The 16,242-nt window shown below is 72.2% G+C and carries 15 protein-coding genes; 7 read left to right on the top strand and 8 right to left on the bottom strand.

What is annotated here, in order from left to right:
- Window positions 1-6: 6 nt before the first annotated feature.
- The gene (gene lpdA, locus ACQPZ4_RS43085; protein ID WP_433049845.1) at window positions 7-1,392 is read right to left on the bottom strand and encodes a dihydrolipoyl dehydrogenase; all 1,386 of its coding nucleotides are present in this window, start codon (window positions 1,390-1,392) and stop codon (window positions 7-9) included.
- Between the two features lie 205 nt (window positions 1,393-1,597).
- On the opposite strand from lpdA, the gene ACQPZ4_RS43080 reads away from it, so the two are divergent.
- Window positions 1,598-1,903: a hypothetical protein gene (locus ACQPZ4_RS43080; protein WP_433049842.1), complete on the top strand. Its 306-nt coding sequence runs from the start codon at window positions 1,598-1,600 to the stop codon at window positions 1,901-1,903.
- Here the strand turns inward: ACQPZ4_RS43080 and ACQPZ4_RS43075 are convergent, their stop codons facing one another.
- Window positions 1,904-3,451, bottom strand: coding sequence for a leucyl aminopeptidase (locus tag ACQPZ4_RS43075; protein ID WP_433049839.1), 1,548 nt, complete (start codon window positions 3,449-3,451; stop codon window positions 1,904-1,906).
- A 126-nt stretch (window positions 3,452-3,577) separates the two neighbouring features.
- On the opposite strand from ACQPZ4_RS43075, the gene gcvT reads away from it, so the two are divergent.
- The gene (gene gcvT, locus ACQPZ4_RS43070) at window positions 3,578-4,675 is read left to right on the top strand and encodes a glycine cleavage system aminomethyltransferase GcvT (RefSeq protein ID WP_433049836.1); all 1,098 of its coding nucleotides are present in this window, start codon (window positions 3,578-3,580) and stop codon (window positions 4,673-4,675) included.
- On the opposite strand, the gene cobS is transcribed toward gcvT, so the two are convergent.
- Both cobS and ACQPZ4_RS43060 read right to left on the bottom strand, forming a co-directional pair.
- Window positions 4,668-5,393 carry an adenosylcobinamide-GDP ribazoletransferase gene (gene cobS, locus ACQPZ4_RS43065; protein WP_433049833.1) on the bottom strand — a complete coding sequence of 242 codons (726 nt, stop codon included), beginning with the start codon at window positions 5,391-5,393 and terminating at the stop codon, window positions 4,668-4,670. The two genes, gcvT and cobS, sit on opposite strands and share 8 nt — an antisense overlap.
- On the bottom strand, window positions 5,381-7,147 hold the full coding sequence (locus ACQPZ4_RS43060) for a bifunctional adenosylcobinamide kinase/adenosylcobinamide-phosphate guanylyltransferase (protein ID WP_433049830.1): 1,767 nt from the start codon (window positions 7,145-7,147) through the stop codon (window positions 5,381-5,383). The genes cobS and ACQPZ4_RS43060 overlap by 13 nt, the downstream gene beginning before the upstream one ends.
- A gap of 95 nt (window positions 7,148-7,242) precedes the next feature.
- Here ACQPZ4_RS43060 and ACQPZ4_RS43055 point away from each other — a divergent pair, with 95 nt between their 5' ends.
- Window positions 7,243-7,443, top strand: a complete 201-nt coding sequence (locus tag ACQPZ4_RS43055; protein WP_433049828.1) for a hypothetical protein — start codon at window positions 7,243-7,245, stop codon at window positions 7,441-7,443.
- A 2-nt stretch (window positions 7,444-7,445) separates the two neighbouring features.
- Window positions 7,446-8,249, top strand: a complete 804-nt coding sequence (locus tag ACQPZ4_RS43050; RefSeq protein ID WP_433049826.1) for a site-2 protease family protein — start codon at window positions 7,446-7,448, stop codon at window positions 8,247-8,249.
- Between the two features lie 15 nt (window positions 8,250-8,264).
- Here the strand turns inward: ACQPZ4_RS43050 and ACQPZ4_RS43045 are convergent, their stop codons facing one another.
- Entirely contained in the window at window positions 8,265-9,263 is a 999-nt protein-coding gene (locus ACQPZ4_RS43045; protein ID WP_433049824.1) for an aldo/keto reductase family protein, read from the bottom strand.
- 27 nt (window positions 9,264-9,290) lie between these two features.
- A complete protein-coding gene (locus ACQPZ4_RS43040; protein ID WP_433049821.1) occupies window positions 9,291-10,883 on the bottom strand; it encodes a WG repeat-containing protein in 1,593 nt (530 codons plus the stop codon).
- A gap of 928 nt (window positions 10,884-11,811) precedes the next feature.
- Here ACQPZ4_RS43040 and ACQPZ4_RS43035 point away from each other — a divergent pair.
- The 3 genes from ACQPZ4_RS43035 (at window position 11,812) to ACQPZ4_RS43025 (ending at window position 13,415) form a co-directional block, all read left to right on the top strand.
- On the top strand, window positions 11,812-11,943 hold the full coding sequence (locus ACQPZ4_RS43035) for a hypothetical protein (RefSeq protein WP_433049818.1): 132 nt from the start codon (window positions 11,812-11,814) through the stop codon (window positions 11,941-11,943).
- A gap of 359 nt (window positions 11,944-12,302) precedes the next feature.
- Window positions 12,303-13,115: a hypothetical protein gene (locus tag ACQPZ4_RS43030; RefSeq protein WP_433049815.1), complete on the top strand. Its 813-nt coding sequence runs from the start codon at window positions 12,303-12,305 to the stop codon at window positions 13,113-13,115.
- Window positions 13,116-13,127: 12 nt separating this feature from the next.
- A complete protein-coding gene (locus ACQPZ4_RS43025) occupies window positions 13,128-13,415 on the top strand; it encodes a hypothetical protein (RefSeq protein ID WP_433049813.1) in 288 nt (95 codons plus the stop codon).
- Between the two features lie 673 nt (window positions 13,416-14,088).
- Here the strand turns inward: ACQPZ4_RS43025 and ACQPZ4_RS43020 are convergent.
- Window positions 14,089-14,709 (bottom strand): DUF3043 domain-containing protein, encoded by a 621-nt coding sequence (locus ACQPZ4_RS43020; protein WP_433049810.1) that lies wholly within the window; start codon window positions 14,707-14,709, stop codon window positions 14,089-14,091.
- A gap of 64 nt (window positions 14,710-14,773) precedes the next feature.
- On the bottom strand, window positions 14,774-16,117 hold the full coding sequence (gene murA, locus ACQPZ4_RS43015; RefSeq protein ID WP_433049807.1) for a UDP-N-acetylglucosamine 1-carboxyvinyltransferase: 1,344 nt from the start codon (window positions 16,115-16,117) through the stop codon (window positions 14,774-14,776).
- Window positions 16,118-16,242: the final 125 nt, after the last annotated feature.

The following is a 16,242-nucleotide window of genomic DNA, read 5'->3' as shown; positions in this document are numbered from 1 at the left end:
GGATGCCTAGTGGACGTGCAGCGGCTTGCCGGCCAGCGCCAGGTGCGCCTCGCCGAGAGCCTCGTTCTGCGTGGGGTGCATGTGCACGAGCGGGGCGACGTCCCCGGGGAACGCCTCCCAGTTGTAGATCAGCTGGGCCTCGCCGATGAGCTCGCTCACCCGGGCGCCCACCATGTGGACCCCGACGACCGGGCCGTCCTTGACGCGGACGAGCTTCACGAAGCCCGCGGTCCGCAGGATCTGGCTCTTGCCGTTGCCCGTCAGGTCGTACTGCACCGTCTCGATCTTGTCGTCGCCGTGCAGCTCGCGGGCCTTGGACTCGTTGAGCCCGACCGAGGCGACCTCCGGCTCGGAGTAGGTGACCCGCGGGATGCCCGACTCGTCGAAGACCTGCGGGTGCTGGCCGGCGATCTCCTCGGCCACGAAGATGCCCTGCTGGAAGCCGCGGTGGGCCAGCTGGACGCCCGGCACGATGTCGCCGACCGCGTAGATGCCCGGCACGGAGGTGCGCAGCCGCTCGTCGGTGATGACGAACCCGCGCTCCATCTTCACGCCGTGCTCCTCGTAGCCGAGGTTGGCGGTGGTCGGGCCGCGGCCGACGGCCACGAGCAGCAGCTCGGCCTCGATCGTGGTGCCGCCCTGGATCGTCACCTTGACGCCGGTGTCGGTGCGCTCGACGCCCTCGAAGGGCTTGCCGACCTTGAACGCGATGCCGCGCTTGCGGAACGCCCGCTCCAGCGCCTTCGAGCTGGCCTCGTCCTCGACCGCGAGCAGCCGGGGCAGCGCCTCGACGATGGTCACGTCGACGCCGAAGGACTTCCAGGCGCTCGCGAACTCGCAGCCGATGACGCCGCCGCCCAGGATGATCGCGGAGGCCGGCACGTGGTCCAGGCTCAGCGCGTGCTCGCTGGTGATGACCCGCTCGCCGTCGACGACCAGGCCGGGCAGGGTCTTGGAGTAGGAGCCGGTGGCCAGCACGATGTTCTTCGCGGTGTACCGCGTGCCGCCGACCTCGACGGCGTCCGGCCCGACGAGGCGCCCCTCGCCCTCGATCAGCGTCACCTTGCGCGCCTTGGCCAGGCCCTGCAGGCCCTTGTACAGCTTGGTGACCACGCCGTCCTTGTAGGCGTTGACGGCCTTCATGTCGACGCCGTTGAACACGGCCTGGATGCCGAACTGATCGGCCTCGCGGGCCGCGTCGGCGACCTCGCCGGCGTGCAGCAGCGCCTTGGTCGGGATGCAGCCGCGGTGCAGGCAGGTGCCGCCGAGCTTGTCCTTCTCGACCAGCGCGACGGACAGGCCGAGCTGCGTGGCGCGGAACGCGGTGGCGTAACCGCCGCTGCCGCCGCCCAGGACAAGGACGTCGAAGGAGTTGGCGTGTGGGTCGCTCACGAATTCTCCCAGGTGATGCACAAGCCTCCCGGCTCGTGACGGCGCGAATGGGGGGTCGCCCTTCGCATGACGATCCAGGGCCATCTTGTCACTAGCGAGCCTGGCCTGCGACGGTAGGGCGCCTTTGCGGGGTCCCGGCAACCGGCGCTGACGTCGTACCCTGTGCACGAGCTGTGCACGGACTCGACGATGAGGAGGAGCGGTCGTGGCTTGGTTCCGCCGACGAAAGCCTGCGGGAGGGCGCGCCGCCAGCCGGGAGGACCTGGCCTACCTCGAGGAGTTCGTCCGCTCGCGGCGGGGCGTCGAGGGCTTCATCGAGCCGCGCACGACCGTGACGGAGACGACACTGCTGCTCATCGCCCACGACGGCGAGTGGACCCGGCGGCGGATGGAGAGCCCTCAGGCGGCGCGCCAGTTCGCGCACCGCCTGAGCATGCCCGTCTACGACATCGCGCTGGTGGGATATCCGCAGCGCTGGCGCGACTACAACGCGAAGAACAAAAAGGCCTGACTATTCGGCGGCGATCTCTTCGACCAGCTCGACGAGGGTGCGCACGGGCACGCCGGTGCCGCCCTTGGTCCAGTAGCCGAACGGCTCGCCCGTGTGGTAGCTGGGGCCCGCGATGTCGATGTGGGCCCACTGCACGCCCTCGGCCACGAACTCCGACAGGAACACGCCGCCCTGCAGCATGTGCCCGGCCCGGTCCATCCCCGCGTTGACCTGTGAGATGTCCGCCACGTCGGAGTCCATGCCCTTGCGCACGTCCTCCGGCAGCGGCATCGGCCACGCCGGCTCCCCGGCCCGCTCGCCCGCGTCGCGGACCCGCTCGCACAGCTCCGGCGTGCCCATGACCCCGGCGATCCGCTTGCCCAGCGCGATCACCTGGCCGCCGGTCAGCGTCGAGACCTCGAACAGGTAGTCGGGCTCGTCCTCGCAGGCCCGGGCGATCGCGTCGCCGAGGATCATGCGGCCCTCGGCGTCGGTGTTGAGCACCTCGACCTGGGCGCCGCTGTACATCTTCACCACGTCGCCCGGCCGGTACGCGCTGCCGGAGACCATGTTCTCGGCCATCGGCGCGTACGCCACGACCGCCACCTTGGGCTTGAGCTGCGCGATCACGAGCATGGTGGCGACCACCGCGGCCGCGCCGGACATGTCGGACTTCATCTCCCACATGCCGGCCGTCGGCTTGATCGACACGCCGCCGGTGTCGAACGTGATGCCCTTGCCGACCAGGGCGATCCGGCGGGTGGCGCCGGCCGGCTCGTAGGCCAGCCGGACCATGCGCGGGGCCGCGGCCGAGCCCAGCCCGACGGCCAGGATGCCGCCGTAGCCCTGGCGGGCCAGCGCCTTCTCATCCAGTACCGAAACATCGAGAGCGACCTCGCGGGCCGCCGCCGCGACCTGCTCGGCGAAGGCGGGCGGCCGCAGCTCGTTGGGCGCCGTGTTGATCCAGTCGCGGGTGCGGGTGACCGCCGCGCCGAGCACCGTGGAGCGCTTGAGCGCGGCCTTGGCGCCCTTGCTGCCCGCGTCCGGCACGTGCACGAGCACCTTGCGCAGCGGGTCCCGGCGGCCGGCGACCGGCTTGGACTTGTAGCCGGCGAACCGGTACGCGCCGAGCACCGCGCCCTCGGCCACGGCCCGCAGCCCGGCGCTCTGCGCCTCCGCGCTCTCGTCGCCGGCCAGGGGCAGCACGAGGGCGGCCGACGCCGAACCGGCCAGGGCCCGGGCCGCCGACCCGGCCGCGCGGCGCAGCGACTCGGCCGCCGGCGCCGCGCCGGTGTCCGCGCCCAGGCCGACCGCGACCACGAGGGGGGCCTTGACCGCGCCGAACGCGGCGAGCTTGGTCACCTCACCGAGCGCGCCGGTCGCCCCGAGCACCCGGAGGGTCTCGGCGAGCCCGCCCCCGGGCCGGTCGCCGAACGCCGCGGCGATGCTCTCGGAACCGGGCGCGAGCAGCAGTTTCGCGTCGCCACCCGCATCTGCGTACAGGCCGATGACGACCGCGTCGACGGCGAGGCTGGCTGGGTCGGTGTCGACCAAGGTCAGGGAGGTCACTGGTGCTCCACATCACTGATGGTTCGCTGCGCTTCGGCCGGCGGCGTTCACTGTGGGGTTGCCACAGCTTCAGCATGCCGCCCAATCGGGTGCAGGACACGATAACCAACGCGATAGGTTGCGGGCATGACCCAACCCTTGCGGCATCCCGCGCTGTATCACCGCCATGTGGCGCTGGGTGCCAAGTTCGCGGCGTTCGGCGGCTGGGAGATGCCCCTCGAATACGCCGGTGGCGGCGTGTTGAAGGAGCACACGGCCGTGCGCGAGGACGTGGGCGTGTTCGACGTGTCCCACCTGGGCAAGGCCCGGGTGCGGGGCCGCGGCGCGGCCGCGTTCGTCAACACCTGCCTCAGCAACGACCTCGATCGCATCAGCGCGGGCCAGGCGCAGTACACCCTCTGCCTGGACGACGAGACCGGCGGCGTGGTGGACGACCTCATCGCGTACCGGTTCGGCGACGACGACGTGTTCCTGATCCCCAACGCGGCCAACACGGCCGAGGTGGTCCGCCGGCTCACCGCCGCCGCGCCCAACGGCATCAGCGTGGTCGAGCAGCACGAGCTCTTCGCGGTGCTGGCCGTGCAGGGCCCGCGCTCGGCCGAGCTGCTGGACGGGCTCGGGCTGCCGACCGACCACGAGTACATGAGCTTCACGGTCTCGTCGTACCAGGGCACGGACGTGGTGGTCTGCCGGACCGGCTACACCGGCGAGCACGGGTACGAGCTGGTCGTCCCCTCGCACGACGCGCACACGCTGTGGGACGCGATCGTCGAGGCCGGCGCCCGCCCGTGCGGCCTCGCGGCCCGCGACACGCTGCGGACCGAGATGGGGTACCCGCTGCACGGCCAGGACCTCTCGCTGGAGATCACCCCGGTGCAGGCCCGCTCGGGCTGGGCCGTGGGCTGGAAGAAGCCGGCGTTCTGGGGCCGCGACGTGCTGCTGGCCGAGAAGGAGGCCGGGCCGCGGCGGCTGCTGTGGGGCCTGGAGGCGCTCGACCGGGGCATCCCGCGGGCCCACATGAGCGTCCTGAACGCCGAGGGCCACCAGATCGGCGAGGTGACGAGCGGCACGTTCTCGCCCACCCGCAAGGTCGGCATCGGCCTGGCCCTCATCGACACCGCGGCCGGCGTGGCCGAGGGCGACGAGGTGGCGCTCGACGTGCGCGGCCGCCGCTCCGCGGTGCGGGTGGTCAAGCCGCCGTTCGTGAAGTCCTCCGTCAGATAGCGAGCACGATGAGCGCGGCGGCCGTCGCCAGTTCGATGGCCGCCCCGATCACGTCCCCGGTGATGCCGCCGAGCCGCCGCCGCGCGTGTGCGGTCAGGGCCCAGGACAGGGCCACCGCCGCCAGGACCGCGATCGGACCCCGCACCGGGTCCACGAGCGCGCCCAGGCCGGCCGTGATCAGCGTCACCAGCCCCAGGAGCCACAGCGGTACCGTTTCGGCCACCATCGCCCCGAGCCCCTCCGGCCGGGCGGCCGGCAGCCCGCGCCGGCAGGCCACCGTCGCTCCCAGGCGGCCTGCGGCGAAGGCGAGCACGACGGACCACCAGGTGGCGACGAGCGATGTGGCGGCGGCGGCGTCGACAAGCAGTACCGCTGCGATGGTTGCAACTCCGAACGGCCCGATGTCGGACTTTTTCATGATTTCGAGGGCTTTGTCCGGTCCGGCGTAGGAGCCCAGCCCGTCCGCCGTGTCGGCCAGCCCGTCGATGTGCAGGCCGCGGGTGAGCAGCAGCGCGAGGGCGACCAGCACCGCCCCGCCGAGCAGCGAGGACGCCCCCAGCCGCACCAGCCCGCCCGCGAGCGCGGCCAGCACCAGGCCCAGCAGCGCGCCGGCCAGGGGCGCCAGGACCATGGCCACCCGGACGGTCGGCCGGTCGACGCGATCAGCTCGGACCGGGGCGACCGTGAACAGGCTCAGGGCGAGCCTCAGTCCTCCCACGACGGCTTCACGTACGGCATCTCGGCCGTCGGCGAGTCCGCCACCACCCGCTGGATCTCGGCCTCGATCCGCTCCTGCTCGCTGAGCCCGTCCGCCTCGGCCTCGGCGTCGGCCGGGGTGCGCAGCGGCGTGGCGGCGGCGATGGTCAGCGCGGTGTTCACCATCGGCAGCGCGGCCAGCGCGGTCGCGCCCTCGCCGAGGGCCAGGCGCAGCGACAGGAACGGGGCCGCGCCGAGCACGTCGGCGGCGAGCTTCACGGTCGGGTTGTCGCCGTGGTCGGGCATCAGCAGCCAGTGGCGGGTCTGCGCGCCGTAGTCGCGGGCCACCAGCCCGGCCGCGATGCCGACCGGGCCGTCGATGACCAGCGGCAGGCGGCGGGAGGCGGCGCCGAGCACGATGCCGGTGGCGACCGCGATGTCGCCGCCGCCGAGCATCGAGAGCATCACGTGCGGCTCGCGGCTGCGGTTGCGGATGCGGTGCCGGGCGTCGCGGACCGCGCCGATCTTGCGGATCCAGGCGGCGTCGTCGACGAACCCGGTGGAGTCCACGACCCGGCCCAGCAGGGCGGCCGGCTCGGCCCCGGTGAGCACGGCCACGACCGCGGCCGCGGCGGCGTCCGAACCGGTCCCGCACGAGGCCAGCACCAGCAGGTCGACGCCCTCGTTGGCGGCCGCGTCGGCGAGCCGCCAGCCCAGCGTCAGGGCCGCGTCGACGGCGGTGTCGTCGAGCGCGTCGTGCAGCTCGGCCGGGCCGGCCGACGGGCAGTCGATGGCCTGGACGCTCGCCCCGGCGGTCGCGGCCAGCATGGCGAGGGTGGCGGTGCCCTCCACGACCTCGTCGAGGCGGCGGTCGGCGGCCTCGGCGGAGTCGCCCGCACTGAATCCACCGGTACGGTCCCCGCGCAGCACCAGCGCCCGCGGCTTCTGGAACGGCCGGGGGTCGGGCCGGCCCTGCACGCCGCCGGCGAAGCGCACGACGGGCACCAGGGCGCCCAGGCCGGCGCCGTTGAGCCGGAGCGTGAGCAGCCGCTCGGCCGCCTCGTGGGCGGCGGACTCGTCGGGCAGCGGAAGTTCCATGCCGGGGGAGAACGAGAGCGTGTCGCCGCCGTCGGCCGTCGACAGGACCGATCCGGCGCCGGCCGCCTCGAAGACGAACGGCTCGGCGGGCGCGGTCGCCGGCTCGCTGCGGGGCGGGGCCGCGGCCTCGCGCACGCCGGCCTGCTGGACCAGGTCGCCGCCGCGCAGCCAGGACACCTCGCCCGCCACGACCAGCGCGACGCCGTCGCAGGCGGCCGCCACGCGCTGGTTGAGCAGGCCGCTGGCGTCGGCGAAGGCCCGCCCGGCCTCGGTCGCGGGCAGCACGCCGAGGCCGACCTCCGGCCCCACGAGCACCAGGAGCCCGGCGCCGCAGGAGCGCACCGCGTCGGCCAGTTCGGCGATGGGCGCGTCGGTCAGGTCGCCGCCCGCGTCGTACACCCCGGACAGCCAGTTGCCCAGATCGTCGACCAGGATCGTCTCGTCGGCCTTCGCCGAGTTCAGCAGCTCGGCCAGGTGGCCGGGCGAGGTGCCGACCTCCTCGGTCTGCCACGTCCCCGGGCGCCGCTGCCGGTGCGCGGCGATCCGGGCCGCCCATCCGGCATCTGACGTGCTCTCTTGTGCGGTGGCGACATAGCGCACCGCACCGGCCCCGGCGACGAGCGCCTCCGCCACTTCCGACTTCCCGGACCGGATTCCTCCGAGCACCAGCAACCGCATGCCCCGTACTTTAGAGGGACACCGGTGGCCGGACTCGGCTCAGGGCCACGCGGCCGATACGCTCGAAGTCTTCTACCTGGGACAGGAGTGTGACCATGGCGTGGACATGGCAGTTCGAAGACGCCGAGAACAGGCCCGTCGATGGCCCGAACGAGGCGTTTTCCAGCCAGTCCGACGCGGAGTCGTGGCTCGGGCAGAGCTGGCGTGACCTGGTGGCCAAGGGCGCGGCGACGGCGATTCTCCTCGAGGACGACCGCACGGAGTACAAGATGAGCCTGTTGCCGGCTGGGGGCTGACGGTGTCCTACGGGCGCTACGGCAGTTCGGTCGGACGCCTGCCGAAGGAGGCGTTCCGCCCCAGCGCGATCTTCCTCGGGCTCGTCGCCCTGCTGGCGGTCAGCGGCTGGATGGCGTGGGCCGGGTTCGGCGACGCGCAGTTCAACGTCTTCCTCTTCGTCGCCGCGGGCTGGACCATCTCGCTGTGCCTGCACGAGTACTCGCACGCGCTCGTCGCGTTCAAGGGCGGCGACGACGACATCGCGCACCGGGGCTATCTGACGCTCAATCCGCTGAAGTACTCGCACCCGCTGCTGTCGATCGTGCTGCCGCTGGTCTTCGTGATCCTCGGCGGCATCGGCCTGCCCGGCGGCGCGGTGTGGGTCAACCACGGCGCGATCCGCAGCAAGTTCGTCGACAGCCTGATCAGCTTCGCCGGGCCGGCGATGAATCTGGTGCTGGCGATCCTGCTGGTGCTGCCGTTCACGTTCGGCCTGGACGACGGGTCGCACCCGGTGTTCTTCGCCGGGCTCGCGTTCCTGGCCTACCTGCAGCTCATGGCCAGCGTGCTGAACTTCGTGCCGATGCCGGGCGTCGACGGCGGCAACCTCATCTACCCGTGGCTGTCCCCGCAGTGGCAGCGCGGCTTCAACCACATGGCGCCCTGGGGCATGCTGATCCTCATCGCGCTGCTGTGGTCGCCGGTGATCAGCGGGTACTTCTTCGAGCTCGTCGACTGGCTCGCCGGCCTGATCGGGCTCCCGACCGGCCAGGCCGGCGACGGCCTGCGGTTGTTCAGGTTCTGGAACCGCGACTCCTACTACTGAGCCGCGGCCCCCGCACTACGGGCGTCCGGCGGGGCTCTGCGTGAGCGCGGGGTCCCGCTGCACGACCGGCTCGAGCACCTCGTCGATGCGCTTGAGCAGCTCCGCGTCGAGCGTCACGCCGGACGCCTTGACGTTGTCCTCGAGCTGCTCGGGCCGCGTCGCGCCGACGATCGCCGACGAGACGTTGGGGTTCTGCAGCACCCAGGCCACGCCGAGCTGGGCCATCGACAGTCCGGCCTGCTCGGCCAGCGGACGCAGCTGCTGTACCGCGGAAAGCACATCCTCGGCCATGAGCCGGGAGATGAACGCGGCGCCGGACTTCTCGTCCGTGGCCCGCGAGCCCGCCGGCGGCGGCTGACCCGGCCGGTACTTCCCGGTCAGCACGCCCTGCGCCAGCGGCGAGAACACGACCTGGCCGAGCCCGAGCTCCTCGCACGCCGGGACGACCTCGGTCTCGATGACCCGGTAGAGCGCGGAGTACTGCGGCTGGTTCGACACCAGCTGGACCCGCAGCTCCTTGGCGAGCGCGGCGGCGGCCCGGATCTGCTCGGCCCGCCACTCCGAGACGCCGATGTAGAGCGCCTTGCCGGAGCGCACCACGTCGGCGAAGGCCTCCATGGTCTCCTCGAGCGGGGTCGCGTAGTCGTACCGGTGGGCCTGGTAGAGGTCCACGTGGTCGGTCTGGAGCCGGCGCAGCGAGCCGTCGATCGACTTCATGATGTGCTTGCGCGACAGGCCGCTGTCGTTGCGGCCGGGCCCGGTACGCCAGAAGACCTTGGTGAAGATCTCCAGCCCGTCGCGGTTCTGGCCCTTCAGCGCGTCGCCCAGCACCACCTCGGCGCGGGTGCCGGCGTAGACGTCGGCGGTGTCGAAGGTCGTGATGCCGAGGTCGAGGGCGGCGTGCACACATGCGGTGGCCTGCTCGGCCTCGACCTGCGAACCGTGGGTGATCCAGTTGCCGTATGAGATCTCGCTGACGAGCAGCCCGGAACGGCCGAGGTGTCGAAACTCCATGGTTCCGACCCTATGCCCGGGCTTCTCCTACATGACGGGGCGGGTGTCGGCGAGAAGCCGGTCGATCTCGTCGGTGACGCCCGTCCTGCTGGCGAACGTGTTCTGGATGATCGTGCGGCCGCGGCGGTCGAGCGCGCCCCACCGCTGCGAGTCGTCGACGATCAGGAACGCCACCGGGTGGATCATGATCGTGTGGTGGATCGGCGGCACCAGCACCCGCCCGGACCGGTCGACCACGCCCTTGCGCCCGTCCAGCGAGACGACGGCGAGCCCCTCGTCGCTGAACCCGTCGATGTAGCGCCCGTCCAGCAGCGCGGTCGCGAACCCGTCGTACTGGAACTGCACGACGACCCGGCCCACCGAGTCGACCGCGCCCCAGTACCGCCCGCGCCGCACCGCCGCCACCCCGCGCCGGAACGGCCGCACGTCGTCGTAGCCGGTCGAGATCAGCACCGTGTTGTTCTTGTCGATCGCGATCCAGCCGGTCGTCCCGTCGCGCGAGACCCAGGCCACGCCGTCGGAGAAGCTACCGACGCCGATGTACCCCACGGTCGGCTCGATGAGCACCCGCCCGCTGTCGTCGATCAGCTCCCAGGTCTGCGACCCCTGCCGCTGCACCCAGGCCACCCCGTCGCGGAACGGCTGCACGTCGAGATACCCGGGCCCGATCACGAAGTTCCCGTCGGCCTCGATGTACCCCCACCGCTGCGTCTGCTCGTCGAACGCGGGCGCCGGCGCCTTGCGGATCTGCAGGATCTCCTCGCGGCTGCGCGGGTACGGCCCCCAGCCCTTCTCCGCGACCCGCCGGAACACCGCGTCCAGCGCCAGCTCGGTCTGCGCGATGAGCTCCGGGTCCTCCTCCTTGCGCAGGTCGAGGGCCCGCTCGAAGTGGTTGCAGGCCTCCATGAAGCGGCCCTGGTCGTACGAGCACTTCCCGGCGTGCTGATGCATCGTGGCCCGCAGCCGGTCCGGCAGCTCCGAGGAGTTGGCCAGGGTGAACAGCCGGTCGGCCTCCTCGAACTCCTCCCGCCACTGCAGCACGTGCGCGAGCCGGGCCTGCGCGATCGCGATGCGCCGCAGCTCCCCGGTAGCCTCGGCGTGCGCGAGCGCGAGCTTCCCGTCGGCGAACGCCTTGGGCAGATCCCCGAGAATCCGCGAGACAACGGCCCGCAGACTCAGCAGCCGCGCCCTGGTCGGGTTGTCCTCGACCCGGTTGAGCTTGGCCGTGAGCTGATCGCGAATGTCGGTGAGCTGCGTCACCTCATCGCCCTCGATCTGCTCGCGCAGCGTGTCGGGGTCGAACTTCCAGACGAAGGTCGCCAGCACCTGCTCGGGATCGGGCCCGGCCTGCTCGCCGTTCTCGCCCTGGCGTGGCCCCGGCGGCGAGGTGGGCGCGATCGCCGCCAGCTCGGGCGGGAACCCCTCGGCCCCGGGCCGCACGATCGGCAGGTACCCGGTCGCCTGCAACCCGTCGACCCCGGCCCCGGTGACCCGCCCCGACTGGTACGCCCCCATGGACGTCCCGGCCGCCTCGACGAACTCCACCTTGATCCCGCCACCGGCGTTGGCCTGCGCCTCGCCGCTCACCGGTCCACTGCTGACCGGCGCGTCCGCCGCCATCTCGGCCGCCTCTTCCTCACCGTGCGTCGGCCCGAAGAACGAATTTCCACTGGTACCGCCTGATGCCTGCCCACCCGCCGCCCCACTGCCCGGCGCGACACCATCAAGCTCGTCCCCACCACTGACCGGCCCGTCCCCGACCGGCGCGTCAACGGAAAGCGCCCCGTGCCGCGACCCACTGCCCGCAAGGTCGTCGCCGAGTGGTCCGCTGCTGGCGGGTGCGTCGGCGGGGTGGGCGCCGTGGCGTGATCCACTGCCCGCGGGCGCGTTGCCGAGTGGTCCGCTGCTGGCGGGTGCGTCGGCGGGGTGGGCGCCGTGGCGTGATCCACTGCCCGCGGGCGCGTTGCCGAGTGGTCCGCTGCTGGCGGGTGCGTCGGCGGGGTGGGCGCCGTGGCGTGATCCACTGCCCGCGGGCGCGTTGCCGAGTGGTCCGCTGCTGGCGGGTGCGTCGGCGGGGTGGGCGCCGTGGCGTGATCCACCGCCCGCGAGTTCGTCGCCGAGTGGTCCGCTGCTGGCGGGTGCGTCGGCGGGGTGGGCGCCGTGGCGTGATCCACCGCCCGCGGGCGCGTTGCCGAGTGGTCCGCTGCTGACGGGTGCGTCGGCCGGGGGTCCGCTGTGGAGCGGTGCGCTGCTGACCGGGGCGTTGCTGGGTGTGCCGTAGACGGCGCCGCCGCTGACGGGTGTGTCGGTCGAGTGCGCTCCGTGTCGCGGCACGCCGCTGACGGGTGCGTTGCTGAGTGGCCCGCCACTGATGGGGGCGTTGCTCGGCGGGGCGCTGTGGAGCGGTGCGCTACTGACCGGGGCGTTGCTCGGCGGGGCGCTGTGGAGCGGTGCGCTACTGACCGGGGCGTTGATGGGCGTGCCGTAGACGGCGCCGCCGCTGACCGGGGCGTCGCTCGAATGCGCTCCGTGCCGTGGCGCACCGCTGATGGGCGCGCTGCTGAGCGGCCCGCTGCTGACGGGTGCGTTGCTCAGTGGGCCGCTGCTCACCGGGGCGTTGCTCGGGTGCGTGCCGGGGAGCGGGCCGCTGCTGACCGGGGCGTTGCTGGGCGTGCCGTAGAGCGGTGCGCTGCTGACGGCGGCGTTGGCGGGGGTGCCGTAGACGGCGCCGCCGCTGACCGGGGTGTCGCCGGGAAGCGGGCCGCCGCTGATGGGGGCGTTGCGGGGCGCGCCACTGATCGGCGCGTTGTGTACCGGGCCGCCGCTGATCGGGGCGTTGCGCAGGGGGACGCCGCTGATCGGGGCGTTGCTCAGTGGCGCACTGCTCACCGGCGCATTGCTGAGTGGCCCGCTGCTGACCGGGGCGCCGCTGATGGGGGCGTTGCGGGGCGCGCCGTACACGCCGCCGCGGTCGCCGCCCACGCTCGCCCGGCCGGACGTCCTGCCTGGCGCCGGCTGGGGGCCCTGCGGGTTTCTCGGGTGTCCGGGGGCATCGCGGCGTACGCGGGGGACCTCGTCAGTGGGCTCGTCCAGGGCCCGGCTGCGCGGCCGCCCGTACGCAGTGCCGCCTCGGCCCCGGCCAGCCTGGTCCCGAGCATCCCGGAAGACGGGGTCGTCCTCGGAGCCGCGCCGGTCGTACCCGCGGCGGTCGTCGAAGTCCCGGGGGTCGCGGGAGTCCCGAAGGTCGCGCGGGTCTCGTGGTTCCCGAAGGTCTCGTGGTTCCCGAGGGTCGCGTGGGTCCCGAGGGTCGCGTGGGTCCCGAGGATCGCGTGGGTCCCGAGGGTCGCGTGGGTCCCGAGGGTCCCGGAGGTCGCGTGGATCCCGGGTGTCTCGTGGGTCACGGAGGTCTTGAGGATCGCGGTCGAAATCTCGCGGGTCCCGGTCGAGGTCGCGTGGGCTGCGGTAGCCGTCGTAGCCGCGACCGTCACCGCGCCGGAAGTCGCCGGCGGGTCCACGGTCGTCATAGCGCTGGCCATCGCGACCCTGACGGTCGTCATAGGCACGCTCGACGGTGATATGCCGATCGTCATAGCGTTGGCCGTCGCGACCAGGGCGGTCGTCATAGCCTCGACGGGCGCCGATAGGGCGGTCGTCATAGCGGTCGCGATCCCGATCGCGATCCCGGCTGCGGTCACGGTCGCGGTCCTCGTCGAAGCCGCGGTCGCCGTAGGCGTGGTCGTCGAAGCCGCGTTCGTCGTCGTACGTACGGTCGATCACGTCCCGGTCGTCGTAGCCCCGGCCACCCCGGTCCCGGCCTTCGTAGCCGCGGTCGTCGTGGCGGCGATCCCGTGAGGTGCGATCGTCGTGCCGGCGTTCGTCGCGGCCTCGGTCTGTGGTGCGATCACGGTCTGGGCGGTCATGACGGTCGTCATAGCCGCGATCCGCAGGGGTACGACGGTCGTCATAGCCGCTGCTCTCACGACTCTGCCGGTCGTCATAGCCGCCGCCGTCTCGGCTCTGCCGGTCGTCATAGCCGCGGCGGTCATCGAAACTACGGTCACCGGAGCTGCGATCACCGGAGCTGCGGTCACCGGAGCTGCGATCACCAGTACGGCGGTCGTCGTGGCCACGGTCAGCAGGGTGGCGGTCTGATGGGTGGCGATCTTCCGAGCGCCGGTCGCTCGGCCGGCGCTCCTCACGGCCCCGCTCGTCCGGGCGGCGGTCCTGGCCCCGGTCGTCGGAGCGGCGGTCATGCCCGCGGTCGTCCGGGCGGCGATCGTCAAAGCGATCGTCAAAGCGATCACCAGAACGGTCCGAAGAGCGATCTGACGTGCGGTCCAAAGAGCGATCCGAGGCGCGGTCCGAGGCGCGGTCCGAGGCGCGGTCCGAAGAGCGGTCCCCGGCATGGCGGTCGGGGTGCGGGCGAGGTGCGTCGTGCCCCTGGCGGGGGTGTTCGCCCTGGTCAGCAGCAGACCGTTCGCGGCGGGACCGACGGCCGTCCGGCTCGTCGCGGCGCTGTTCCGGCACCCGGCCCCACGGCATGGTCGGCACGGCCGCCCAGGTGGGCGCGGCGGTTCCCGGCTCTTCCCCCGGGTACTCGTCGCTCACAGCTTCGCTCTCCTCGCCCCACTCCGGTCCAGATCATGCACCGGCGCCCGCACGCGCCATTACCCGGAGGATCTGCGGAAAACCCGGGTCGGTCACCGCGAGGCGCTACCGAGCCGGGTTGGGCGCAAATCGTGGTCCGGTCGCGATGGGAGGGTACGGCCTCGCACCCTCCCGACGCCACCGTCGACGTCGAAACGTGTCCGCGAGCTGCGGCGGGTCAGATCGCCTGGCCGATCTTGACCTGCGGCTTCGGGTTGCGGATGAAGCGGAAGGAGATCGAGCGCATGATCGCGTAGAGGTACAGCGATCCCATGCGGTCCTTGGCGTCGGGGAAGCGCTGCTTGACGAGCTTCTTCACGGTACGCGAGATGAGGAAGCCGTCGACCGCGGTGGCCAGCAGCATCACGAAGAAGAGGGCGTTGGCCGCGAAGTAGATGTTGGGGTTGAGGCTGCGGTTGAAGCCGACCAGCATCACCAGGAACGTGGTGCCGAAGAAGAACGTGCCGATGGTGCGGCGGGAGTCGACGATGTCGCGCACCAGCTTGCGGACCGGGCCCTTGTCGCGGGCGAGCAGGAAGCGCTCGTCGCCGTTGGCCATGCCCTCGCGGGCCTCGACGCGCTCCTGGCGCTGCTTGTCGCGCAGGCGCTTGGCCGCCTCCTTGCGGTTGGCCGCCGGGGGCTCGGGCATGCGGCGCCCGGCGATGACCCGCTTGGGGGTCTTCTGGCCGAGGTCGCGCTTGCTCGGGGTCTGGCCCCTTGGACCGACCTCGGGCTCGGGCTCCGACACGACGACGGAGGCGGCGGGCTCTTCTGGCTTGCGGCGAAACAGCGACGGCACGACACGAAGGGTAGCCGACGCCGCGGAAGATCAGCAGCGTCGGCTACCCCTCAGTCGAAAACCCTCAGCCCAGCTCGACGAGCGCGCCCAGGGCGTGCAGCTTGCCCTCGAAGTCCTCGTAGCCGCGCTGGATGAGCTTCACGCCGTACACCCGCGAGGTTCCCTCGGCCGCCAGCGCGGCGATCAGGTGCGAGAAGCCGGCGCGCAGGTCGGGAATCACCAGGTCGGCCGCGTGCAGCTTGGACGGGCCGGCGATCACCGCCGAGTGCATGAAGTTGCGGCGGCCGAAGCGGCAGGGCGTGCCGCCCAGGCACTCGCGGTAGGTCTGGATGGTCGCGCCCATCTGGTTCAGCGCCGCGGTGTAGCCGAGGCGGCGCTCGTACACCGTCTCGTGCACGATCGAGAGCCCGCGGGCCTGGGTGAGCGCCACGACCATCGGCTGCTGCCAGTCGGTCATGAACCCGGGGTGCACGTCGGTCTCCATGGCCACGGCCTTGAGCTCGCCGCCCGGGTGCCAGAAGCGGATGCCGCCCTCGCCCGGGGTGTCGTCGATCTCGAAGGCGCCGCCGACCGAGGTGTAGAGGTTCAGGAACGTCATCATGTCGACCTGGCTGGCGCCCTTGACGAACACGTCGCCGCGGGTCGCCAGGGCGGCCGCGGCCCAGCTGGCGGCCTCGATGCGGTCCGGGATCGGGCGGTGGCTGTAGCCGACGAGGCGGGGCACGCCCTGGATCTCGATGACCCGGTCGGTGTGCACCTTGATGATCGCGCCCATTTTCTGCAGCACGCAGATGAGGTCGATGATCTCCGGCTCGACGGCCGCGTTGCGCAGCTCGGTGACGCCTTCGGCCCGCACGGCGGTGAGCAGGATCTGCTCGGTGGCGCCGACCGACGGGTACGGCAGGTGCAGCTTGGCGCCCTTGAGCCCGTCGGGCGCGGTGATGTCCATGCCCTTCTCGGACTTGTCGACGACGGCGCCGAACTCCCGCAGGGCCTGGATGTGGAAGTCGATGGGACGGCCGCCGATGTTGCAGCCGCCGAGGTCCGGGATGAAGGCGTGGCCGAGGCGGTGCAGCAGCGGGCCGCAGAACAGGATCGGGATGCGGCTGGAGCCGGCGTGCACGTTGATCTCGTCGACGTTGGCCGACTCGACGTCGGAGGTGTCGAAGATGAGCTCGCCGTCCAGCGCGCCCTTGGTGACCTTCACGCCGTGCAGCTCGAGCAGGCCGGTGACCACCTCGACGTCGCGGATCGCGGGGACGTCGTACAGCCGGCTCGGCGTCTCGCCCAGCAGCGCGGCCACCATCGCCTTGGAGACGAGGTTCTTGGCCCCGCGCACACGGAGCTCGCCGTTGAGCGGCGTGCCGCCGTGGACGGTGAGCACGTCACCGGCGTCGTAGTTGGTCACGGGAAACCCTCCTGCAGGCAGGAAAAAAGAAGACACGCAGCGTTACCGGTGCGCGAGTGCGCATCGCGTCGCCCGCGCAGCATATCCACATCTACTGCATGCAAAAGTCGGCCGCACGTCAGCCT

Source organism: Dactylosporangium sp. CS-033363 (assembly GCF_050942475.1).
Classification (GTDB): Bacteria; Actinomycetota; Actinomycetes; order Mycobacteriales; family Micromonosporaceae; genus Dactylosporangium.
Note: the sequence above shows the minus strand (reverse complement) of the source record. Positions and strands in the feature narration are given on the sequence as shown.

Excerpts from the sequence above, each read along its gene's own strand:
- ACQPZ4_RS43060 (WP_433049830.1), bottom strand. The coding sequence starts at position 7,147 with ATGCGGTTGCTGGTGCTCGGAGGAATCCGGTCCGGGAAGTCGGAAGTG.
- ACQPZ4_RS43035 (WP_433049818.1), top strand. The coding sequence starts at position 11,812 with ATGGGCGCGCTGCTGAGCGGCCCGCTGCTGACGGGTGCGTTGCTCAGT.
- ACQPZ4_RS43055 (WP_433049828.1), top strand. The coding sequence starts at position 7,243 with ATGGCGTGGACATGGCAGTTCGAAGACGCCGAGAACAGGCCCGTCGAT.
- ACQPZ4_RS43045 (WP_433049824.1), bottom strand. The coding sequence starts at position 9,263 with ATGGAGTTTCGACACCTCGGCCGTTCCGGGCTGCTCGTCAGCGAGATC.
- ACQPZ4_RS43040 (WP_433049821.1), bottom strand. The coding sequence starts at position 10,883 with ATGGCGGCGGACGCGCCGGTCAGCAGTGGACCGGTGAGCGGCGAGGCG.
- gcvT (WP_433049836.1), top strand. The coding sequence starts at position 3,578 with ATGACCCAACCCTTGCGGCATCCCGCGCTGTATCACCGCCATGTGGCG.